General features: G+C 53.6%; 19 protein-coding genes. 9 read left to right on the plus strand and 10 right to left on the minus strand.

What is annotated here, in order from left to right; genetic code table 11:
• Positions 1 to 26 precede the first annotated feature (26 nt).
• The 3 genes from VI01_RS05105 to VI01_RS05115 all read left to right on the plus strand — a co-directional run bounded on the left by VI01_RS05105 (position 27) and on the right by VI01_RS05115 (position 3,602).
• Positions 27 to 1,244, plus strand: coding sequence for an ROK family protein (locus tag VI01_RS05105; protein ID WP_045814227.1), 1,218 nt, complete (start codon positions 27 to 29; stop codon positions 1,242 to 1,244).
• A gap of 105 nt (positions 1,245 to 1,349) precedes the next feature.
• On the plus strand, positions 1,350 to 2,054 hold the full coding sequence (bioD, locus tag VI01_RS05110; RefSeq protein ID WP_045814228.1) for a dethiobiotin synthase: 705 nt from the start codon (positions 1,350 to 1,352) through the stop codon (positions 2,052 to 2,054).
• 177 nt (positions 2,055 to 2,231) lie between these two features.
• A complete protein-coding gene (locus tag VI01_RS05115; protein ID WP_045814229.1) occupies positions 2,232 to 3,602 on the plus strand; it encodes a nucleobase:cation symporter-2 family protein in 1,371 nt (456 codons plus the stop codon).
• 388 nt (positions 3,603 to 3,990) lie between these two features.
• Here the strand turns inward: VI01_RS05115 and osmV are convergent, their stop codons facing one another.
• Genes osmV through VI01_RS05135 form a run of 4 tightly spaced genes read right to left on the minus strand, consistent with a single transcriptional unit; the run spans position 3,991 to position 7,443 of the window.
• Positions 3,991 to 5,127 carry an osmoprotectant ABC transporter ATP-binding protein OsmV gene (gene osmV / locus VI01_RS05120; RefSeq protein WP_045814230.1) on the minus strand — a complete coding sequence of 379 codons (1,137 nt, stop codon included), beginning with the start codon at positions 5,125 to 5,127 and terminating at the stop codon, positions 3,991 to 3,993.
• Positions 5,127 to 5,774 (minus strand): osmoprotectant ABC transporter permease OsmW, encoded by a 648-nt coding sequence (osmW, locus tag VI01_RS05125; RefSeq protein ID WP_034823432.1) that lies wholly within the window; start codon positions 5,772 to 5,774, stop codon positions 5,127 to 5,129. Before osmW ends, osmV begins: the two co-directional genes overlap by 1 nt.
• A 9-nt stretch (positions 5,775 to 5,783) precedes the next feature.
• On the minus strand, positions 5,784 to 6,680 hold the full coding sequence (locus VI01_RS05130; protein WP_197079568.1) for a glycine betaine ABC transporter substrate-binding protein: 897 nt from the start codon (positions 6,678 to 6,680) through the stop codon (positions 5,784 to 5,786).
• Positions 6,681 to 6,726: 46 nt separating this feature from the next.
• Positions 6,727 to 7,443 (minus strand): ABC transporter permease, encoded by a 717-nt coding sequence (locus tag VI01_RS05135; RefSeq protein WP_038646907.1) that lies wholly within the window; start codon positions 7,441 to 7,443, stop codon positions 6,727 to 6,729.
• A gap of 384 nt (positions 7,444 to 7,827) precedes the next feature.
• Between VI01_RS05135 and VI01_RS05140 the strand changes: the two genes are divergently transcribed.
• On the plus strand, positions 7,828 to 9,288 hold the full coding sequence (locus VI01_RS05140; RefSeq protein WP_045814232.1) for an MDR family MFS transporter: 1,461 nt from the start codon (positions 7,828 to 7,830) through the stop codon (positions 9,286 to 9,288).
• Between the two features lie 31 nt (positions 9,289 to 9,319).
• Here VI01_RS05140 and VI01_RS05145 read toward each other — a convergent pair whose 3' ends face one another.
• Together VI01_RS05145 and VI01_RS05150 are read right to left on the minus strand one after the other, a co-directional pair.
• On the minus strand, positions 9,320 to 9,616 hold the full coding sequence (locus VI01_RS05145) for a DUF1161 domain-containing protein (RefSeq protein WP_045814233.1): 297 nt from the start codon (positions 9,614 to 9,616) through the stop codon (positions 9,320 to 9,322).
• A gap of 52 nt (positions 9,617 to 9,668) precedes the next feature.
• On the minus strand, positions 9,669 to 10,004 hold the full coding sequence (locus tag VI01_RS05150) for a DUF1283 family protein (RefSeq protein ID WP_045814234.1): 336 nt from the start codon (positions 10,002 to 10,004) through the stop codon (positions 9,669 to 9,671).
• A 130-nt stretch (positions 10,005 to 10,134) separates the two neighbouring features.
• Here VI01_RS05150 and VI01_RS05155 point away from each other — a divergent pair, with 130 nt between their 5' ends.
• Complete coding sequence (locus tag VI01_RS05155; protein ID WP_075564075.1) at positions 10,135 to 10,464, plus strand: YnfA family protein; 330 nt, start codon at positions 10,135 to 10,137, stop codon at positions 10,462 to 10,464.
• A 34-nt stretch (positions 10,465 to 10,498) separates the two neighbouring features.
• Here VI01_RS05155 and ydfG read toward each other — a convergent pair whose 3' ends face one another.
• The 4 genes from ydfG to VI01_RS05175 all read right to left on the minus strand — a co-directional run bounded on the left by ydfG (position 10,499) and on the right by VI01_RS05175 (position 16,725).
• On the minus strand, positions 10,499 to 11,245 hold the full coding sequence (ydfG, locus tag VI01_RS05160; protein WP_038646916.1) for a bifunctional NADP-dependent 3-hydroxy acid dehydrogenase/3-hydroxypropionate dehydrogenase YdfG: 747 nt from the start codon (positions 11,243 to 11,245) through the stop codon (positions 10,499 to 10,501).
• Positions 11,246 to 11,760: 515 nt separating this feature from the next.
• Complete coding sequence (locus tag VI01_RS05165) at positions 11,761 to 13,686, minus strand: methyl-accepting chemotaxis protein (RefSeq protein WP_071845614.1); 1,926 nt, start codon at positions 13,684 to 13,686, stop codon at positions 11,761 to 11,763.
• A gap of 235 nt (positions 13,687 to 13,921) precedes the next feature.
• Positions 13,922 to 15,541 carry a methyl-accepting chemotaxis protein gene (locus VI01_RS05170; RefSeq protein ID WP_045814235.1) on the minus strand — a complete coding sequence of 540 codons (1,620 nt, stop codon included), beginning with the start codon at positions 15,539 to 15,541 and terminating at the stop codon, positions 13,922 to 13,924.
• Between the two features lie 119 nt (positions 15,542 to 15,660).
• Positions 15,661 to 16,725, minus strand: a complete 1,065-nt coding sequence (locus VI01_RS05175) for an alpha/beta fold hydrolase (RefSeq protein WP_045814236.1) — start codon at positions 16,723 to 16,725, stop codon at positions 15,661 to 15,663.
• Between the two features lie 604 nt (positions 16,726 to 17,329).
• On the opposite strand from VI01_RS05175, the gene guaD reads away from it, so the two are divergent.
• From guaD to xdhC, 4 genes are read left to right on the plus strand one after another with little or no spacing between them, the layout of a single operon-like run.
• Complete coding sequence (gene guaD, locus VI01_RS05180; protein ID WP_045814237.1) at positions 17,330 to 18,658, plus strand: guanine deaminase; 1,329 nt, start codon at positions 17,330 to 17,332, stop codon at positions 18,656 to 18,658.
• Positions 18,655 to 20,097: a xanthine dehydrogenase small subunit gene (gene xdhA / locus VI01_RS05185; RefSeq protein WP_045814238.1), complete on the plus strand. Its 1,443-nt coding sequence runs from the start codon at positions 18,655 to 18,657 to the stop codon at positions 20,095 to 20,097. Before guaD ends, xdhA begins: the two co-directional genes overlap by 4 nt.
• Positions 20,087 to 22,453, plus strand: coding sequence for a xanthine dehydrogenase molybdopterin binding subunit (xdhB, locus tag VI01_RS05190; protein WP_045814239.1), 2,367 nt, complete (start codon positions 20,087 to 20,089; stop codon positions 22,451 to 22,453). The genes xdhA and xdhB overlap by 11 nt, the downstream gene beginning before the upstream one ends.
• Complete coding sequence (gene xdhC, locus VI01_RS05195) at positions 22,440 to 23,222, plus strand: xanthine dehydrogenase accessory protein XdhC (protein WP_045814240.1); 783 nt, start codon at positions 22,440 to 22,442, stop codon at positions 23,220 to 23,222. Before xdhB ends, xdhC begins: the two co-directional genes overlap by 14 nt.
• The last annotated feature ends 42 nt before the right edge of the window (positions 23,223 to 23,264 follow it).

The raw sequence follows: 23,264 nt of genomic DNA on the forward strand, positions 1-23,264 counted from the left end.
AGCGCGAAAATATCCGGGAGCAGGGCGTGAATCTGGACAGTCAGCCTGGCCACATTGACCAAATAAAACAGACCAACGCAGGCGTGGTTTACCGACTGATTGACCATTACGGCCCGATTTCGCGTATTGAGCTTTCTAAACGTGCCCAGCTGGCGCCTGCCAGCATCACCAAAATCGTGCGGGAAATGCTCGATGCGCATCTGGTGCAGGAAACTGAATTCCAGGAGCCGGGCAGCCGAGGGCGCCCGGCCATTGGTTTGATTCTGGATACGCTCGCCTGGCACTATCTTGCCATACGAATTCAACCGGGACAGATCACGCTGACGCTGCGCGATCTTAGCAGCCGTGCGTTGCAGGAAGATCGTTTACCCCTGCCTGCCAGCGCTGACCAGCCGCTGCTGCAAACACTGCAGAATAGGGTCAATGAGTTCTTCGTCCGCCATCAAAACAAACTTGAGCGTCTTACCGCGATTGCCATCACCTTACCCGGTTTAATCAACGCGGCATCAGGTGTGGTGCATCGCATGCCGGGCTATGATGTGCAGGAAATGCCGTTAGGTGAAACACTTTCCTCGCTCACGGGTTTACCGGTATTTGTGCAACATGACATCTCCGCCTGGACGCTGGCCGAAGCGCTGTTCGGTGCTTCGCGCGGTGCGCAGGATGTGATTCAGATAGTGATTGATGAAACGGTAGGTGCGGGCGTGATCAGCGGGGGCCAGCTTTTGCACAAACGTGGTCGTGCGCTGGTAGAAATTGGACATACGCAGATCGATCCTTACGGCCAGCAGTGTTACTGCGGCAATCATGGCTGTCTGGAAACTGTAGCCAGCACCGGCAGTTTATTGCAATTGGCTGCACAGCGTTTGTCTTCGCAACCCGACAGTTTGCTGCATCGGGAGCCCCTGACCATCGCCAGTTTATGTGCCGCTGCACAGCAAGGCGATCGGCTGGCGCGTGACGTCATTGCCGGGGTGGGCCACCACATTGGTCGCATGCTGGCAATGATGGTGAATATCTTCAACCCACAACAAATCCTGATTGGTTCTCCGCTTAATCAAGCCGCTGATGTGCTGTTTCCTGCCGTCAGCAGCACTATTCGTCAGCAGGCGTTACCCGCGTACAGTCATGAGATCCAACTTGCCCCTACCAGCTTTAGCGATCCGGGTACTTTTGGTGCCGCCGCGCTGATCAAAGACTCACTTTATAGCGGTCATTTGCTGGTAAAACTGTTGCAGGGCTAATCACTGCTCGCCTTAAGTTTGCGCTAACGCAATCTGCCATCCGAGACATTTCCTTAAACTGCCTTCTTCGCAGGTTACACATCGCTTCAACGAAGGAGGAGTAAGGTGAAAACAATCTTTGTCACCGGTACCGACACTGCGGTGGGTAAAACCGTCGTGTCACGCGCACTGCTGCAGTGTTTTGCCAAAGCGGGCCTCTGTGCCGCGGGCTACAAGCCTGTTGCCAAGAGTGCACAGCAAACGCCTGACGGGTTGCGTAATAAGGATGCTTTGCTGTTGCAGCAGGCGTCGGGCCTTGACCTGCCGTACTATGCGGTGAATCCCATTACGCTGGAAGAAGATGAAATCAGTACCAGCGCATCGGTGCGAATGGATTATCCGTTGCTGAGCCGCAGCCTTGAGCAGTTAAAAAGTCAGGCTGCGCGGGTAGTGGTGGAAGGAACCGGTGGTTGGCGCAGTCTGATGAATGATCTGCAACCGTTGTCCAGTTGGGTTCAACAGGAACAACTGCCGGTCGTCCTGGTGGTGGGCATTAAGGAAGGTTGCATTAGCCATGCTTTACTGACCGCCGATGCCATTGCACGCGATGGTCTGCCTTTAGCGGGTTGGGTGGCCAATCGTATTAATCCGGGGTTAGCGCATTACGCTGAAATTATTGATGTTCTGCGTGAAAAGCTGGGTGCGCCACTGCTGGGGGAGTTGCCTTATTTGCCCCGTGCTGAGCAGCGCGAGCTGAGCGGTTATCTGGATATTTCTCTGCTGGACGAGACACTGATGCACGATGACAGTGCGCAGCTTGCGGCAGGATGAAACGAAGTGATGCAAATGATCGGTGGCTGAATCTAAGGTTTCGGATTCAGCATCCGAGAACATCCTACTTAAATCCTATTATTTTCATTCTGTTATAAAATTTTTTCCTCATTATGAGTGCCAATGGCGTGAATCATGCATCAGCCCTGCTGATGAATATTCTGCCGGAGCACACTTATGTCACACTCCCCAAAAGGTTTATTGTATGGGCTTGATGCCCGTATTGGTCCTGTTCCCGCCTTTTTCGCTGCGTTGCAGCACGTCCTTGCCAGCGTGGTGGGGGTCATTACGCCGCCACTGATTATTGGTTCAATCCTCGGATTGCAGACTTACATTCCGTACCTGATCAGCATGTCTTTGCTGGTTTCCGGTTTAGGGACGTTTCTGCAGGCGCGTCGCTTTATGGGGATTGGGGCGGGCATGATTTGCCTGCAAGGCACCAGCTTTGCCTTTCTGGGTGTCATTTTGTCTGGTGGTTTGATGGTGAAAGCGCAGGGCGGTTCACCGGAAGCTGTGATGGCGATGATCATGGGCTGCAACTTCGTGGCAGCGTTTATTCCGATGCTGATCAGCCGTTGTGTGGCGCCGTTGAAGAAAGTGCTGACGCCGGTGGTGACCGGCACGGTGATTACCTTGATCGGCATCAGCCTGATTAAAGTTAGCATCACCGATTGGGCAGGCGGGCATAACGCCGCTGACTTTGGCGCTCCGGGGAATCTGGCGCTGGGCGCGCTGACGCTGCTGGTGATCATTGTGCTTAACCGCTCCCAAAATCGCTGGATGCGCCTTGTCGCGGTAGTGGCAGGCATCGTGGTTGGCTGTCTGGCGGCGGCACTGACTGGCCATCTGCCCATCAAACCGATGATGTCCAGTCACTGGCTGGTTTTGCCTTCTTTCTTCCGCTTTGGCTTTGATTTTAGCTGGAGCATTTTCGTGCCGATTGCGCTGGTGTCGGTGATTTGCGTGATTGAGGCGGTAGGGGATCTGACAGCAAATTGCCTGATCTCACAACAACCGATTGAGGGCGAAGGTTTTCAGCGTCGTTTACAGGGCGGCATTCTGGCAGATGGTATGAGCTGCCTGTTCGCCGCGATGTTTTCCGCATTCCCCAACACGACTTTTGCGCAAAATAATGGCGTGATTCAGATGACCGGCGTAGCCAGTCGTTATGTTGGCATGGTGATTGGGCTGATGTTGTTACTGTTGGGCGTGTTTCCGGTGATCGGCAATGTGCTGCAGCAAATCCCTGCGCCAGTCCTTGGTGGCGCGACCCTGGTGATGTTTGGCAGTGTGGTGGCGGCAGGTATTCGGGTGATGACGCAATCACCGTTGGGCCGCCGTGAGATGTTAATCGTCGCGGTGTCATTTGGCATTGGCTTAGGTGTGGAAGCGGTACCCGAGGTGTTGAAACAGTTGCCATCATTGGTGAGTAATCTGTTTGGTCATGCGGTGACCACGGGTGGCATTCTGGCGATGCTGTTGAATATTGTGCTGCCATCGGAGCGGGGGGATGAACGGGTTATCGGGGCGGTAGAGGAAAATCACTGATTTTGCGTTAGGAAAGTTGGGGATCAAAACCACTGGCTGTGAGTCGGTGCGAACGTCGGAAGAGGTGGGGATCTAATCCACTGGCTGTGAGTGTCGGTGCGTAAGTCGGAAGAGGTGGGGATCTAATCCACTGACTGTGAGTCGGTGCGTACGTCGGAAGAGGCGGCAGATCGTAAAGACGCCGTTAACCATCCCTGGGGCTCGGCCCGCGCCATCCCTGGCGCAGGACGCTTTACTCCTCTGCCGCCTCTTCCAACGTTTCAGCTGTCGTGCGGTTTGTTTGCGTTCGGGCTTTCGTGCGATTTGCCCTAAAATTCAGCTGTTGTGCGGTTTATCTGCATTCGGGCTGTCGTGCACTGTTCCTTAAGATTCAGCCATTGTGCGTTTGCTAAGGATTCAACCTACGGCGCGTACGTCCTGAGCTGAGGTAATCCGCGATATAATCCTGCGAAATCTCACCGCTGTAGCGACCTTCCTCATCCACGATTGGCATCCAGACGGTGTTGTGCTCATACAGCTTGGATAGCACCACGCGCAGGTTCTCTTCCGCTTTGCCCGTCACCTTGAAGGTATGCAGCATCTCCTCGCAGCTTCCGGCGGCATTACGCGCTTCGCGACGCTTCACAAACCCCAGCGGCTTGCCATCATTATCCACCACGGTGACCGATCTCATATCGTTGTCATCCATAGTGGCGAAAGCCTCCTGCAACGGAGTGCTGCGCTTAACGGTGATGGTCGGCTGTTGATCGGTGACGTCGCCTGCCTGCACCAGCAGCAGGCGTTTCAGCGTACGGTCCTGGCCCACAAAGGAACCGACGAAATCATTGGCCGGTTTCGCCAGCAGTTCGTCGGGACTGGCGCATTGCACGATCTTGCCCTGACCAAACACCGCGATGCGGTCACCGAGTTTGAGTGCTTCATCGATATCATGGCTCACCAGCATCACGGTTTTTTTCAGCTGACGCTGCATCTCGAGAAATTCATTCTGAATCACTTCACGGTTGATCGGGTCGACGGCACCGAAAGGTTCATCCATCAGCAGCACCGGTGGATCAGCCGCCAGCGCGCGGATCACGCCGATACGCTGCTGCTGACCGCCTGACATCTCTCGTGGATAGCGATGCAGGAATTTGCTGGGGTCGAGCGCCACCATGCTCATCAATTCAGTCGCTCGTTCACGACAGCGCTTTTTATCCCAGCCCAGCATGCGCGGCACCACTGTTATGTTCTCTTCGATGGTCATATTGGGAAACAGACCAATCTGCTGAATCACATAGCCAATATTACGACGCAGCGTGACGGTATCCTGTCCACTGGTGTCTTCGCCGTTGATCAATATCTTACCGCTGCTGGCAGGAATCAGACGGTTGATCATCTTCAGCGTGGTGGTTTTGCCGCAACCGGAAGGGCCGAGCAGCACACACATCTCTCCGGCAGGCACTTCCAGGCTGACGTTATCCACGGCGTTAAACGCGGTGCCGTTCTTTTGCGTAAAGGTTTTCGTCAGGTTTTCCAGTTTTATCATTATCGAATCCCCTTAGGAGTCAGCGCCGACTGCAAACGGTGCAGTAGCCAATCAAGCACAATCGCTAATAAACAAATCATCAGTGCGCCCGCAATCAGCATGCGCACGTCACTGCCGCTGATACCATCAAGCAGCTGTAAGCCCAATCCACCTGCGCCTATCACTGCGGCAATCGCCATGACGCCGACGTTCATCACCACGGCAGTACGAATACCGCCGAAGATCACCGGCAGCGCCATGGGAATCTCCACCCAGCGCAGGCGCTGCCAGAATGTCATGCCAATACCGCGGCCGGCTTCACGCAAGCCCGGTGACAAATTCTCCAGTGCGGTATGGGTGTTACGCACAATCGGCAGCAGGGAATAGAGAAACACCGCGCAGATAGCGGGCAAGGCACCAATACCCTGACCGATCATGGAAAACAGCGGAATCATCAGACCAAACAGCGCAATGGTCGGAATGGTCAGCACAATGGTGGCGATACCGAGCACTGGCGTTGCCAACCATTTGAAACGCACAATCAAAATACCCAACGGCACGCCAACGATGATGGCGAATCCCACCGCCACCAGCACCAGCCAGGTATGCTGCCAGGTTAACGCCATCAGGGTGTGCCAGTTACTCATGATGTAATGCAAAGTCTCCATGACGCCTCCTTACAGCATGTTTTTCGATTGAAGGAAATCACGCGCCACCTGCTGCGGTGACTGGTGATCGATATCAACACGTTTATTCATCTCGGTGATCGCTTCGTCGGTGATCAGCGGTGAGAGTTGATTGAGGGCCGCATCCAATCCCGGATGGCTTTCCAGCACATCCTGGCGCACGACAGGCGTGACGTTGTAACTCGGGAAGAAGTGCTTATCGTCCTCCAATACCTTGAGATCAAAGCCTTTGACTCGTCCGTCAATGGTGTAAATCAAGCCCGCATCGACAAAGCCATCGCGTACCGCGTTGTACACCAATCCCGGGTCCATCTGGCGAATCTGCGGGCGATCCAGCGGCATGTTATAGGCTTTCTGTAATGGCTTGAGACCATCGGAGCGTCCAGAAAACTCTAAATCGAGACCGAGTTTCCAGTTGTGGTCTGGATCAGTTTTGCGCACCTGCTCCAGCTTCGCCACCAGCTGTGACATGGTGCTGATGCCTTCTTTATTTGCACGGTCACGCTGCATGGCAAATGCATAGGTATTATTCATTGGCGCGGGGTCAAGCCAGATCAGCCCCAGTTTGGCATCGAGCTGTTTGACGGTTTTATAGGCTTCTTCTGAGGACATCGGTTTGTTGATGTGATTGAAGATGATCAGCGAAGTACCGGTGTACTCCCAGGTCATGTCAATTTGCTTGTTGATCATCGCATTGCGGCCGATAGTCGTGGCGATATTGGTCTTGGGGACCACCTGAAAACCTTTCTTTTGCAGCCAGAGCACGGTCATGGCAGACAGGATGTGCTGTTCGGTAAAGCTCTTCGTTGCCATCACAATCGGTGTGGCCGCAGCGGCGGATTGGCTGATGGCCAGTGTGGCGGCCAGTGCCAGCGCGGAGTGCTTCATCCAGCGCGTTAAGTTGTACGTGATACCCATCACTTAGCTCCTTGTGTTAAGCCGCAGAGTGCGGGCTGAGGAAACGTCCGAGGGCTGCCAGCAGCAAATCGAGGATCAGTGCAAACAGGGCGGTGGCCACGGCACCAAGGATCAACGTTGGGAAGTCATTGAGGTAAATGCCGGGGAAAATCAGTTCACCATAGCTGCTGGCACCGATCAGGAACGCCAGCGGCGCTGTTCCCACGTTAATGGCAGTCGCGATGCGTACGCCCGCCAGAATCACCGGCAGTGCATTGGGAATTTCCACCTGAAGTAGACGCTGGAATTTGGTCATGCCGATACCGTTGGCGGCTTCAATCAGCGACGGCGGCACCGCGCTCAAACCGGCAAAGGTATTACGCACAATCGGCAGCAATGAGGCGAGAAACAGGGCGATTAGCGCAGGTCGATCACCAATCCCGACGATGACCATGGCTAATGCCAATACCGCCAGCGGCGGCAACGTATTTCCGACGTTAAAGATCTGCATCACATATTCAGCCCAGCGGCGGGCGAACGGGCGGCTCAGTAAAACCCCGCTCGGAATACCAATCAGCAGAGCAAAAAACATTGACCAAAACACTAAAAACAGATGCTGTTGGCCGAGATAGATTAAGTCTTCTTGCCGGTCGCGCAGCGTATTCAGCCCGATTCCCCAAACCAGCAGGGCAATCACCGCGACGATGGCCAGCAGTGCCAGCCCGGCTCTACTGATGAGCGATGCATTGTGCATGCGAGAGTCTCCCTGATTCGACAAATTGCTCGATCTTGTTATGTCATTTCACGGTTGAGGGTGTAGTGAAGAAAGCATCACATACGAAAGTCCTGAACCGCATCAAATTGCAGATAAAATGACTGTTAGATGCTGCTTTTCCAGTGAATAACTGGAAATTGCTGTTAAAAGCTATAGCAATACTTAGCGCAATGCGCCAGTTTTTACGGCAAAATCAGACAGATAGAAAAGGGGGTAAAACCTGCTTAACCCGCATGAAACAAGGCATCATCTGACAATAAAAAAAATTCATCGAATTGAGTGACATTGTCACTTTGCAGGCGCACACAGAGGAAACTCATCTGATGGAAAATCAGCTAGCCTTGAGAGAAAAAAGGGAGACGTATGACTGAAACTGCAGAATTGAACACGGAACATCGCCACTGGATCCTTATCGCCTGCATGCTAGCCATGTTTATGGCTGCGATTGAAGTCACCATTGTGGCGACCGCGATGCCAACCATCATTGCTGAACTCGGTGGGTTTTCGCAGTTTGGCTGGGTTTTCTCGATCTATTTGCTGACGCAGGCGGTGAGCGTACCACTGTATGGACGGCTCGCTGATATGTGGGGCCGCAAACGGCTCTTCTTCATTGGCGTCTCGCTGTTCCTGATGGGTTCGATATTGTGCGGGTTTGCGCACACCATGACGTGGTTAATACTGTTCCGCGCCTTTCAGGGGCTGGGGGCAGGCGCGATTATGCCGCTCACCAGCACCATTGTGGCTGACATCTATTCTCCGCGTGAACGAGCCAATGTGCAGGGCTGGCTCTCCAGCGTTTGGGGTGTCGCGGCTATCATTGGGCCACTGAGCGGAGCCTGGCTGGTACAGCACTTTAACTGGTCGGTGATTTTCTGGGTGAACGTGCCGATTGGCCTGTTTTCCATGCTGCTGTTAGCGCGTTTTTTACCGGCGCGTGAACATCACAAAGGGGCAACCCTGAATCTTACCGGCAGCTGCTGGCTGATGATCTGCGTCACCGCGTTATTGGTTGCGCTATTGCAGGCGGATGCCCTTGGCTATTGGCTGCTGGCTTTCTTATTGTTAGCGCTTCTGGCGGGCTGGCAGTTAAAGCAGCACGAGCAACGTGCTGAGGCGCCGCTGTTTCCTCTCGCCATCTGGCGCAGCCGTCTCATTCTGGCAGGCAATGCCGGCAATCTAATTATTGGCGCCACCATGATGGGCATCAGCGCTTTTCTGCCAACGTGGATTCAGGGTATTACTGGCGGTACACCGCTGCAGGCGGGGAGTGCGCTGGCGATGATGTCGATAGGCTGGCCGTTAGCCAGCACGCTGAGTGGTCGTTTGATGTTAGTCACGTCCTATCGCTTTACCGCGCAGCTGGGAGCCTTGTTATTGATTGCGGGCAGCGCGCTGCTACTGCTGTTGCGAGCCGACAGTTCGATTATGCAAGCCGGGCTGACTGCCTTTGTCATCGGCACGGGTATGGGCATGACCAGCACCACCTTCCTGGTGTCGGTGCAAAACCATGCCCATTACGATATTCGTGGCATTTGCACTGCGTCAATTATGTTTAGTCGAATGCTGGGTTCGGCGATTGGTACTGCGTTAATGGGAGCGGTGCTGAACTTCAATCTTGCACAGCGTCTGCCGCAGGCCCACGATCCAATGCAGCAAATCATGTCACATGAAAGCCGTCAGTCACTGTCCGAAGCGACATTGCATCAGTGGACAAATCAGATCGCCGCTTCGCTGCACTGGGTATTTGTGGTGGCGTTAGCCATTGCGATGTTGACGTTGTGGATTGCGTGGTTAATGCCGCGCCAGCGGCCTGAAGCGGAATGAAAAAGGGCGGCCATCGGTCGCCCATTCACGATTACTGCGCAGGGGCATCCTGTGAACTGCCTGCGCTGGCCGGGACATCACTTTCGCTGTCGCGGCCGTTTCTCTTATACACGATTTTCTGGCTGTCATTTTCGCAGTGACCCACCACCTGACCGCCCGCTTGATCGGCCTGATCGTTAGGCACAATATCCAGCGTGAAGTCTGATTCGGCCACGCCATTACTGACGATTTTCTTGCTGATATCTGCTTTGACACTTTCACAGGAAGCCTGTGCCAGCACCGGTAACACCAGCATTGCCATCAACATCACTGCATTACGCTTTTTCATCACACTCTCCTTGGTTCTGAATTCCCTTGAAAACTATAGCAGCAACAGCGAATTAAGGTGCGACCGTACGGCCGGTACGACGATCAAGGCAGCGCAAGGTGTTCGGTTCCCAATACGCATTGACGTTATAGCTCTTTTCGCAGCTATCACGGGTGTCAAAAGCCTTATCGGTTTTATCGAACTCTTTCTCCACGCGCTTATTCACTTTGTTGCGCAGATTTTTGGTGTCGTTCCACTGCTCTTTACTTTGACGCGCGGCTTCGTTGCTGGAAGCACTGTTGCCATTCTCAATGATCAGGCGGTCAGTTTGGGCCGATGCCAGCGGTGCAGTCAGCAGCGCACCGCAGGTTAACGTCACAGTCAGCAGGAGAGAAAACAGGTTTTTCATTGTGATTTCCTTTAGTTAACACCAGCACAGCCAGAAACCCGGCTGTTACAACCATGAGGGCTAGTATATCATCGCTGCAACTTTGCTCACCAGCGGTGAGCCTTTTGTTTAGGCGAGAGAGAGATTTTCTATGCTGGTGAAAACCACTTTGCTGTTTTTTTTGACTGCAATTGCCGAAATTGTCGGCTGTTTCCTGCCGTGGCTGTGGCTGAAGAAGGGAATGAGCGCGTGGCTATTACTTCCTGCAGCGGTGAGTCTGGCGTTGTTTGTCTGGCTACTGACCCTCCATCCGGCGGCAAGCGGCCGGGTATACGCGGCTTACGGTGGTGTTTATGTTGTGACGGCGCTGATTTGGTTGCGCGTGGTGGATGGCGTCAAACTGAGTACGTGGGATTGGGTTGGCGCGTTGGTGGCGTTTAGCGGCATGTTAATTATTGTTGCCGGTTGGGGCCGGGCATAAGCGAAGGGCGCAACTTGTGCGCCCATGACAATAATCAGCCTTTATGCACTTTCAGACCCGCAAGCGTCTGGGAGACCGGCATGATTTCCAGCGTATTGATATTGACGTGTTTAGGCAGTGTCGTGACCCAATACACCGCTTCAGTGACATCTTCCGCTGTCAGCGCGGTGGTGCCTTCGTAAACGGCATCTGCACGCCCATCATCGCCTTTGAAGCGCACATTAGAAAACTCGGTGCCGCCCACTAAGCCCGGCTCGATATCGGTGACGCGCAGCGCGGTGCCGTGTAAATCGGTACGCAGATTAAGGCTGAACTGGCGCACAAACGCTTTGGTCGCGCCATAAACATTGCCGCCCTGATAAGGCCAGCTGCCAGCGATGGAGCCGATGTTAACGATGTGACCGACATTGCGCTCCACCATGGCGGGCAGCACGGCACGCGTCATGTACACCAAACCTTTGTTGTTGGTGTCGATCATGTTTTCCCAATCTTCAATATTGGCTTTATGCGCGGGCTCGATCCCTAATGCCAGACCGGCGTTATTCACCAGCACGTCGATATCACGCCACTCTGCGGGCAGCGCAGCGATAGCTTCATCGATAGCGGCGCGATTACGCACATCCAACTGAACGGTGTAAAGGTTGGCACCCAACTCATCTTTCAGCTCTTTCAGACGCTCAGCGCGGCGTCCGCTGGCAATCACTTTATGACCATTAGCGATGAAGCGACGGGTGATGCTTTCACCAAAACCGGCGGTGGCGCCAGTGACAAAAATAATCATCTCACTGTTCCTTAAACAATTGTACGTCAATGTTAACCAATTGATTTTAAATTTAAAAAACCAACAATGAAACTCTACGAGTTATGGGCGGGGGAAGCATGATCATTTTGCGAGTGCCCGGTTGAGCAAATTTACCCGGCAGCACTCAGCTCTCCAATCCATAAACCGTATACATCATAAACCATCTATGCAGGCTCATGGTCTTTGTGCGTTGCGATAAATGTGGGATTAGCCACCGTGGAGGGCATTTAACATGCACAACAATCTGGCTTTGCGGAGGGAGGAGGCACGGGCGCAGCGCTGTGTTACGTGGGTCAATTCATGCTAACAGGTTGCCTGATTTGGTTGAATTAAGGCATGCAGCTGCTTTTATTACTTGCTGAGTCTGACGTGTGCGATCTGGCTGGCGGTGAGAGGTATTCAATTCATGTCTGTTGTTTCCTCGTCATGAAGGAAAGCAAGCCTGGCATCGAAGTTTATCACCCCGACACCAGGTGCCTGTTTGGCTCAGTGAATCAGAAGGAACGCCAGTTATCCTCCGAGGAGGTGCCCGCTGTTGCCAGCGCTGCGCGCGATTTTAGCGGGGAGAGAACCGGCTTTTTGACGAAACTTTCAGATCTCGGTGTCATGGCATCAGTGCTATCCATCAATTTAAACGTGCTGACCAGTTCTGCCATCACTGCAGCCTGCTCTGACATCGACAGGGCGGCACTGGCGGACTCTTCAACCAACGCTGCATTCTGCTGCGTGGTTGTGTCAATTTGTCCCATTGCGATATTGATTTGACCGATACCCTCACTCTGTTCGCGGCTGGCATGGGCGATTTCTTCAATCAACTGCGTCATGTTGTGGATATCAGACACAATGCTGGTCATACCCTGATCGGCTTTGACGACCAGTTCTCTGCCTGAAGTCACGCGTGAAACCGTGTCATCAATCAGTGTCTTGATCTCACGCGCGGCACCTGCGCTTCGCTGAGCCAGACTGCGGACTTCGCTGGCGACCACCGCGAAGCCTCGGCCTGATTCTCCGGCGCGCGCAGCCTCAACAGCGGCATTCAGTGCCAGAATGTTGGTCTGGAATGCAATGCCATCAATCACCTTGATGATTTCGGACATCTTCTGCGAATCGTTCGAAATCTCCTGTATCCGTGAGGATACAGCGTTCATCACGGTGCCGTTATCTCTGACCGCCGTAGCTACGCCGCTGACAAACTGGCGTGCCTGTTCGGTATTATTGGCGGTATTGCTCAGCGTTGAAGTCAGCTCTTCTAACGTAGCTGCCGTTTCTTCCAGGCTCGATGCCTGCTCCTCGGTGCGTGAGGCCAGGTCATTATTACCGCCACTGATTTCACTGGAGGCAAGCGCGATGTTGTTTGCACCTTCACGCACGCGAAGCAGCACGCCCGAGAGTTTTTCAACAAAACGGTTGAACGCCGCTGATATCTGCGCCAGCTCATCTCCGCCACGCACATCCAGGCGACGCGTCAGGTCACCTTCCCCTGAAGCCACGTCTTCCAGGGCGTCACGTAAAATGGCGAGGCGACGCAACTGCTGGTTGAATACCAGCCCGGCAATCAGCGCGGTAATAATCAGACTCACCAGAGTAATGAGGATGCTTTCACGCTGTAATGTCGTCAGTGATGCCGTCACTTCATTACGATCAACGGCGATCACCAGTGACCATGGCGTCCCTTTAACGGGAGACGCGTAAACAAACTGCTGTTCGCCACCGATGGTCAATTCGGCATGACCGCCATTGCTGGCCAGATTATGGATAGTGTTGATATCGAGTGAAGGTGATAACTCGGTCACTGGCTTAAGAATCAGATCTGCTTGCGGCGCGGCAATCAGTTTACCGCTGCTGTCGACCAGGAAGGCAAAACTCTTCTCAAGTGGATGGATGGCACTCACCGTATTGGAGACGGTATCGAGGTGCAAATCACTGCCTATTACACCCAATGTTTTACCGTTATCCACAATCGGCTGAGCAAAGGTAATGGTCAGCTTGCCCGTTGAGGCATCGACATACGGATCCAGTAACACCGGATGGCCGGCTTTGACGGTTTCCAGATACCACGGACGTTGGCTGCCATCATAGGTTGCTGGCATAGGGTGCACGAACACATGGGAATGCGGCTCAGGATAGACGATGTAGGCATCATCAAACTCGCCTGCTTCGATCGCAGCACGGAGAAAAGGAACAGCATCGTCGTGACGGCCAAACGCTGTTTTGATCGATCCGGTGATACGTTGTTTTTCTGCTGCCCAGCCAGCCAGTTCGGCGGCATGAATCCGCGAAAGCTGGCCAATCCGCTCATCAATGCTCTCAAGTGTCTTGCCACGCACGGTGGTGTAAGTAAAAGTGGCAAGTGCGATAAGGGATACTGCCGTAATAACCACGCTGATAGCGATTAAACGCGAGCGTAATGTTTTTAACATGATTGACCTTCCACCCAACTGGATCACATTTGAGGTTTATTTTTCCAGAATGCGTCCTGCGTCACTGAAAATTCCGAATACGTATCTGTTATCGGTAACCCAGCATAAAACTGTAGTGAGGCGTATTGGGTGCGAAAGGAAGAGATCAGGGCGTTTGAGATGAGTGATTTTGCCCGTCTCACATGTAAAGGGGACGGGCAGGTTAAAGGTGAGGGCACTCGCGCCGCGTAAATGCTTAACTTAGCGGGATGAGTGCTACCTGATGTGCGTCGGAATAACGATCAGAAGTCACCGGTGTGGCGTCCTCATCAACCTGAAATTGTGTCACCGACTGCTGCAAATTCACCACTTGCTGTTGCAGAGAACTCGCTGCGGTAGCGACTTCAGCCACCAGCGAAGCATTCTGCTGCGTCACGCCATCCATTTGCTGGATGGCGATATTGATCTGTGAGATGCCGCGAGTCTGCTCGCCGGAGGCCAGCATCACTTCATCCATGATATCGACCACTTTCTTCACATCGAGCATCACTTCATTCATGGTGACGCCAGCATCTTTAACCAAGCCTGAACCTTGCTCAATGTTGCTGAGTGAGTCATTGATCATCAGGCCAATTTCCTTCGCAGCGGTGGCGCTGCGCTGAGCAAGCACCCGAACTTCCGAAGCGACCACCGCGAAACCGCGTCCCGCTTCACCGGCGCGAGCGGCTTCAACGGCTGCATTTAAGGCCAGCAAATTGGTCTGGAAGGCGATGCCGTCAATCACACCAACGATGTCGCCAATTTTAGCTGAACTTTTCTCAATAGAACTCATGGTGGTGACCACTTCAGAGACGACCGTTGCACCCCGCGAGGCAGAGTCAGAGGCCTTCTGCGACAGGGCGTTAGCTTTGCGCGTATTGTCCTCATTGTTTTTTACTGTCGCCATAATCTGTTCCATGCTGGAAGCCGTCTCATCCAGCGAGGCAGCCTGTTGCTCAGTACGACTGGAGAGGTCAATATTGCCAGTGGCGATCTCCTCTACACCGGAGCCGATGGCATCGGTGCCATGGCGTACCATCAGCACCATGTTCACCAGGCCATCGCGCATACGTTGTACCGCGGCAAACAATTGCGCTATTTCGTTTTTACCAGAGATGTCGATACGCGCACGCAGGTCTCCTTCGGCGATGCGGTCAAACACATTAATCACATGATTGAGCGGCTTAACGACAAGATGGGTCATCACCGACCAGGCTAAGCCAGCCAGCACCAGCGCGCAGGCAATACAAAAGTAGAGCGTAAACGCCATGCGCTGAACGCGATCGCTGGAGTCGCTATAGGCGACATCGATACTTTTAATTTTGAATGCGACCAGCGCTTTAGAGGCTTTATCAAAGGCGCCGTATAACGCAGTTGATTTCCCTGCACGCTGGCGATACTCATCCAGTTTGCCTGCTTCGAGCGCGGCAAAAGCCGGATCAATAAACTCTTTCATCAGTGCAGCACGCGTGGTGGCCATCTCAGCGGCAATCGGCTTCTCCGCTGATGATTGCGGATATTTAAGATATTCCTGCCACTTAGCGCTGGCGTTATCTATTTTACCTCTGGCGCGTTCCAGTGCGACTTTGGCTTTTTCGGTATCACCACTGCCCACCAGTGATTCATATAAACGCAAGTCCAGGCGCCCGCGCAGTAATAATTCTGAACTTTCATTAAGTGCCACCAGGCCTGGCAGGACTTCTGTATCGACGGTGGCAAAGGATTTATTGCCAGACTGTACGGCAAATAACCCTAAAATACCGACGAACAGCAATAATGCCGTTAATGAAAAAACCATGATGCTGAGGGCGGTACGGATCTTTATTCTACGAAACATGGACTATTCCCTGAGAACGTTTAATTGAAAAAGATGAAGGCGTAGTGAAAATGAATTTTTAATGAAAACGGGAAGCCATGAACATGACTTCCAGTCGGCGATCTGACTTAACTCAAATGCTAGGGGCTGGCAGTCTCAGCCAGGAAGGTCTGAAGTTTTTTATGATAAAACTTTGCTTGCATCATAGTGCCATGGCCGCTGGTCTCAGCACTGGCTGGAATAAGCAATAATTCTGCTTTCTTAATCTGATGCAGTTCATTCTGCATAATGCCGGTTTCAACCGGATTACGTTCATCATCTGCTGAATTAATGATCAGCATCGGTGCTGTAATACGGCTTAATCCGGGCATGGCATTATAATTCGCCGATGAACCCCAGATATAAATGAAATCGTTGGCATCCGCGGTGACAGGTGCAGCAAGGCGTGTATCCACCAGTTTATCCGCCAGTGCGCGCGTTGGGGCTTTGTGTTGATAAGCCAGCGTGCCGCCGGTGGTGGCAATACTGAACATGATATTCGCGGTTTTTAAAGTAGGGGGTTGCTGCTGATAATTGCCTTCGGCCCAGGCAGGATCACCCTTGATCGACTCAATCAGCATACGGCGTAGCATCCAGTTGCGGCCCGATAACTCATTCGGCTGCGATGCCATCGGGACCAGCGCATCCATCATGCCGGGATATTTTTCTCCCCAAAGCCAGGTCTGCATGCCCCCCATGGAATAACCCATCACCAGGCGTAAATGGGAAATGCCCAGGCCTTCTTTAATCAGCCGATATTGCGCGGTCACCATATCGTCATAATCGTAATGCGGGAATGCCATTCTCAAGCCATCAGAAGGTTTAGTGGATTTTCCTGATCCAATTCCTTCCGGAATGATAATAAAATACTTGCTGGCATCCAGCGCCTGTCCCGGGCCAAATAACTCTCCGGCAAATCCCGGTGCCAGCAATGCGCTGAGGGGTTGATTGGTTCCGTGAAGTAATAATACCGCTGGTTTATTCTTATCACCTAAAGTAATGTAATGGATGCGCACGTCTTTTAATTTTTCACCGCTATTAAAGCTAAATTCTTTAGCGGTCCAGTCAGCTTCTGTTGGCGTGGGTAATGAACTGGCTGCGTGCGTTAAGGGTGACAAAGTTAACAGAATGGCACTGGCCACTCCTGATATCGTGCGATTAAACATAAACGTCGCTCTTATGTGGTGGTATACCCTGGAGGGCTGATATTAGTTTTAATAGAGATAAATCCCAATTAATATCAACGTGATTTAAGGAAAAGCAGACAATAATCTTCTTTTTTGAGTTTTAACAAGACGATTTTTATCGGGTTTTTCTTAGGCTAATACATCCGTGTGCCAGTGCGATGTTTAGCATTATTGGATTCATTCCGTCCTTTCATATTTATCATTGTCAACAATTTATGGGTTTTCATAAATTGATCTTTTCCAATTAGCCATATCTCGCTTCCAGCCCAGCGTTACCCATCCCTGATAAAAAATCTGCACGGAAACCGTGCGACGCTGCACCTAAATGACGCATAAAAATGGCTGTTATTAGCCTCTATTCGTCGAGTAGTCACCGTCAACCTGGCTTTGAATCACTCCGCAATCGGTTGCTAATGTGAGCAAACGGTTGCGCATTCGATTGCGATTAAGAAACGGTTTCGGCGCTACAAAAAATGAACAACACATTGAAAAGTAACAACATTATTTAATTTTCGCGTTGGCATAGTGTTTGCACTACACCTTCAAGGCAACTCATTGCAATTTTACTTATCAAGGAACCGTTATGCCTTACGCCTCTGAAACGCTACTGCGCGCCAGCTTTTTTGATTTCACCGCACTGGCTTCTCAGCCCGATGATATCGTTGCGCATGCGCGCTACCTCGAAGACGGCTTGCTGACATTGCGCGAGGGTAAGGTGGTGTCGCTTGAAAGTTGGGAGATCGCAGAAGGGCGCGTTGATGCCGCCACGGTCGTCGATCTGCGCGGCAAGCTGATCGTGCCGGGCTTTGTTGATACCCATATTCACTATCCGCAAACCGAGATGATTGGCGCATTCGGCGAACAGCTGCTGGAGTGGCTGAACCAATATACTTTCCCGGTCGAGAGTCAGTATCACTGTCCGGATCACGCAGCACAAATGTCGGCCTTCTTCCTGCAACAATTGCTGTCTAACGGCACCACCACGGCGTTGGTGTTTGGCACGGTGCACAAACAATCGGTCGATGCGCTGTTTCATGCCGCGCAACAGCTGGATATGCGTCTGATTGCCGGAAAGGTGATGATGGACCGCAACGCACCAGAGTATCTGACAGAAACGCCGGAAGAGAGCTATCAGGATTCACGTGAACTGATTGAACGCTGGCATCAGCGTGGTCGTCTGAGCTATGCCTTGACGCCACGTTTCGCGCCGACCTCCTCGCCAGAACTGCTGGAAAAAGTCCGTCAGCTGCGCGAAGCGTTCCCGGATACCTGGTTGCATACGCATCTGAGTGAAAATCAGCAGGAAATTGCCTGGGTCAAATCGCTGTTCCCGGCGCGGGATGGTTACCTCGACGTTTATCATCATCATCAGCTCACCGGCAAACGCAGCGTTTTTGCTCACTGTCTGCATTTGGAAGAGAACGAGTGGCAATGCCTGCACGACACGGATTCCTCTATCGCCTTTTGTCCGACGTCGAACCTGTTCCTCGGCAGTGGCCTGTTTAATATTAAACGCTGCTGGCAGCAGGGCGTGCGCATGGGCATCGGAACGGATGTGGGCGCCGGCACCACCTTCAATATGCTGCAAACGCTAGGGGAAGCCTACAAAGTTGGGCAGTTACAGCAGTACAAGCTCAGCGCCTGCGAAGCCTTTTACCACGCAACGCTGGGTGGCGCGCATGCACTGGATATCGACGACAAAATTGGCAATTTCAATCCTGGTAAAGAAGCGGATTTCGTGGTGATCGATCCCGCGGTTTCACCGCTGCAAAAACTGCGTAGCGCCAACAGCAAAGATATCTGGGAACGCTTGTTTGTGATGATGACGCTGGGAGACGATCGCAACATTGCGCAAACCTGGGTCAGCGGTAAACCGGTGTGGCAGCGCGATCGTGAGGAGGTCACTGCATGATCCAGTTCCTGCTGAATAATCGGCTGGTCACCGAAATAGCCTTAGACCCGAACCTGACCGTGCTTAACTACCTGCGCAGCCATCAACAGCGGCGGGGAACCAAAGAGGGCTGCGCATCAGGTGACTGCGGCGCCTGTACGGTAACGTTGGGAAAAGTGGTGGCGGGGCGCATGCAGTATCAAGCCATCAACAGTTGCCTGACGTTGGTGAGTAGCTTACAAGGCAAGCAGCTGATCACCGTGGAAGATCTGAAGCAGGGCCGTGAACTGCATCGCGTGCAGCAGGCAATGGTGGATTGTCACAGCTCACAGTGTGGCTACTGTACGCCTGGCTTTGTCATGTCGCTGTTCACTTTGCAGAAAAATACTCAGGGCTGGAACCAGCCACAGGCCGAACAAGCGCTGGCTGGCAATTTATGCCGCTGTACGGGTTATCGGCCGATTATGGCCGCCGCACAGCAAGCCTGTGAGCAACACACAGAAGACAACTTTACAGCCGATGAAACCGCACTGGTGCAGCGCTTACAGGCGCTGAATCATCGGGAAGTCCAAATACTGGAAGCCGACGGCAGTCGTTGTTTCGTCCCTAAAACCCTGGCGCAGCTTGCGGCACTGTATCAGCAGTATCCTGAAGCGCGACTGCTGGCAGGCGGTACTGATCTCACCTTGCAAATTACCCAGCAGTATCGACGTTTACCGCTGTTAATTGCGCTGGAACAGGTTGAGGAATTAAGCGTCTGTTCTGAAGATGATCGAGAGATTCATCTGGGGGCCGCTACGCCGCTTCATCATTGTTATCACTTCCTGGCGGCGAAAATTCCTGCCTTCAGTGCCACGCTGGAACGCTTTGCGTCATTGCAGATTCGTAATCAGGGTACGCTCGGCGGCAATATCGGCAATGCCTCACCCATCGGAGATTGTGCGCCCATGCTGCTGGCACTCAATGCGCGCCTGGTGTTGCAGCAGGGGGAGAGTCTACGTGAAGTGCTGCTGGACCAGTTCTTCACTGGCTACAGGCAAACCGTGATGCAGCCAGGAGAATTTATTCGTTCGATAGTGATACCCAAAGTGACGGTGTCACCTGATTTCGTGGCGTGGAAAGTGGCAAAGCGTATGGATGATGATATTTCGGCGGTGTTTATCGCCATCAACATTCAGTGCAAGGATGGCGTGGTAGAGCAGGCACGGCTGGCGTTTGGTGGGATGGCAGCAACGCCGAAGCGTGCAATCGCAGCCGAGGCTGCCCTGATCGGTCAGCCACTGACCCCCGCTACCATCGAGCAAGCCTGCGCGGCACTCAGCCAGGATTTCCAGCCGCTCAGCGATTTCCGCGCCAGCGCCGACTACCGCTTACAGGTTGCACGCAATTTGCTACGTCGTTATTACGCACATACCTGTGGCGAACTGACCATTTCAGAGGTAGCGCGCTATGTCTCATAACCGACCTGCATTAAGCGAAACGTTGTTAAAAAGCCAGTTTGCCAGCGACATGAAAACCGGCGTGGGCCGCAGTCAGAAGCATGAAAGCGCCGATAAACACGTTACGGGCGAGGCAATCTACATTGATGACAGGCCGGATCTGCCTGGCCTGCTGCATCTCTGCCCACGTCTTAGTGATCATGCACATGCGCGTATCACGCATATCGATGTGCAGCCTTGCTATGCCGTACCCGGCGTGGTGAGCGTACTGACCTGGCGCGATATACCGGGCCTGAATGATGTCGGCCCGCTGGAGCCGGGCGATCCCTTACTGGCTCAGGAAAGCGTGGAGTATCTCGGGCAAATTGTGATTGCGGTGGCAGCGGATTCACCCGAAGCCGCGCGCGCCGGTGCCGCCGCCGCTATCATTGAATATCAGCCTTTACCGGCGATTCTGGATGTGCGCGAGGCGCTGGAACAGCGTCACTTTGTGCAGCAACCGCACGTTCATCAACGGGGTGATGCTGATGCAGCGCTGGCGCGTGCGCCACATCGCATTCAGGGGGAATTCCATATTGGCGGACAGGAGCATTTCTATCTGGAAACCCAGACCGCGTTAGTGATCCCAGGCGAAGACGACAGCCTGCAGGTTTTCTCTTCGACGCAAAACCCGACGGAAGTGCAGAAGCTGGTGGCCGAGGTGATGGACATCACCATGAACAAAGTCACCATTGATATGCGCCGGATGGGCGGCGGGTTTGGCGGTAAAGAGACGCAGGCTGCGGGTGTGGCCTGCCTGTGTGCGATTGCCGCGCGCCAGACGCGGCGTCCGGTAAAAATGCGTCTGGCGCGACGCGATGATATGCGTATCACCGGTAAGCGCCATCCCTTCTTTGTGCGTTACGATGTGGGCTTTGATGATGAAGGTCGATTCTGTGGTGTCAAAATCGATTTGGCGGGAAACTGCGGCTACTCCCTCGATCTGAGCGGATCGATCGTCGATCGTGCGATGTTTCACGCAGACAATGCCTACTATCTGGGTGATGCACTGATCACCGGCTATCGCTGCCGTACCCACACGGCGTCTAATACTGCCTATCGCGGTTTTGGCGGGCCTCAGGGCATGGTGGCGATTGAGCAGATCATGGACCATATCGCCCGCGAGCGCGGGTTGGACCCGCTCGAACTGCGTAAGCGCAACTATTACGGCAAGCAGGATCGCAACATCACCCATTACCATCAGCAGGTGGAAGATAATCTGCTGATGGAGATAACCGAACAGCTTGAAGCCAGCAGCGATTACGCGACACGCCGCGCGGACATCACAGCGTTTAACGCCAGTCATCGTTTTATGAAACGCGGGTTGGCCTTAACGCCGGTGAAATTTGGTATCTCATTCACCTCCAGCTTCCTTAATCAGGCCGGTGCCTTAATTTTGATCTACACCGATGGCACGGTGCAGCTCAATCACGGCGGCACCGAAATGGGCCAGGGATTGAACACCAAGGTGGCGCAGATTGTCGCGGAAGTGCTGCAAATCGATATCAGCCAGATTCAGGTCACGGCAACCGATACCGGTAAAGTCCCTAATACTTCACCGACGGCGGCCTCCAGCGGCGCTGATCTCAACGGCAAAGCCGCGCAAAACGCCGCGCAGATATTGCGCGATCGCATGACAGAGATGCTCTGTCAGCAGCACCAGTGCCTGGCCGACGCCGTCTCCTTCAGCAATGGGATTGTGCGCGTGGGCGAGCAGCACTTTACCTTTGCCCAGGTGGCGCAACAGGCATGGCTGAATCAGGTGCCCTTATCCGCCACCGGATTTTACAAAGTGCCCGGCATCCATTACGACCGCAACGCCGGGCGTGGCAAACCCTTCTATTACTTCGCTTATGGCGCAGCGTGCTGTGAAGTGCTGATGGATACCTTAACCGGCGAATACCGTTTGCTGCGTGCGGATATCCTGCATGACGTCGGTGCTTCGCTCAATCCGGCGCTGGATATTGGGCAAGTGGAGGGCGGTTTCGTGCAGGGCATGGGCTGGTTAACCTGCGAAGAGCTGGTGTGGAACGATCAGGGCAAGTTGCTTACCGACGGCCCGGCGAGTTACAAAATTCCCGCCATCAGCGATGTCCCCCACGATTTGCGCGTCACACTGGTTGAAAATCGCAAAAATCCTCAGGACACGGTGTTCCACTCGAAAGCCGTGGGTGAACCGCCATTTATGTTGGGCATTGCGGTGTGGTGTGCATTACAGGACGCGGTTGCCAGCGTGGATAACTATCGCCGCCATCCGCAGCTGGATGCCCCCGCCACGCCCGAGCGCGTTTTCTGGGGCGTGCAGCGCCTCTCAGGAGCGGATGATGATTTATCATGACTGGATCGCTGTATTGCACAGTTTGCGAGAGAAACGTGAGAGCTGCGTTTTAGTCACCGTGCTGACCCAACGCGGCTCTGTACCGCGCGATCGCGGCAGTAAAATGGTGGTCAGCGCCAGCGAAACTTATCTCACTATCGGCGGCGGCCATCTGGAATATCAGTGCATTGCGCTGGCGCGCGACATGCTGGAGCAGCGTTGTCAGCAGCCGCGCAGTGAAGAGTTTGCCCTGGCCGCGCGGCTCGGCCAGTGCTGCGGCGGGCATGCCACGCTGCTGTTTGAACCGCTGATGCATCAGCAGCCTGAAATCCAGCTGTATGGCGCGGGCCATGTCGGGCAGGCGCTGGTTAACTTGCTGGCAACGTTACCCTGTCACATAACCTGGATTGATAGCCGCGCCGCCCAGTTTCGCCATGTGCCACCGGGCGTCACCGTGCGTCAGGTGGAAGACCCGATCGATTGCGTCAAAGAGGCTGCACCGGACAGCTATTTCATTGTGATGACCCACGACCATCCGCTCGATTTGGCGCTCAGTGAAGCCATTTTGCGGCGCGGTGATTTTCGCTATGCCGGCGTTATTGGTTCTGCGACCAAAGCGCAGCGCTTTCGCTATCGGCTGGAAGGCAAAGGGATCGCGGCGGATGCACTGGCGCGGCTGCGCTGCCCGCTCGGCCTGCCGGATGTCAAAGGCAAACTGCCAGCCGAAATTGCCGTGGCGGTGGCGGGCGAAATCATCTCTGTGTATCAGCACCAGCAGAGCGGTTGTTGAGTGACGTTGAAACTGCCAGGATAGAAGCATCCCGCCGCACTG

Source organism: Pantoea sp. SM3 (assembly GCF_000963995.1).
Taxonomy (GTDB): domain Bacteria; phylum Pseudomonadota; class Gammaproteobacteria; order Enterobacterales; family Enterobacteriaceae; genus Pantoea; species Pantoea rwandensis_B.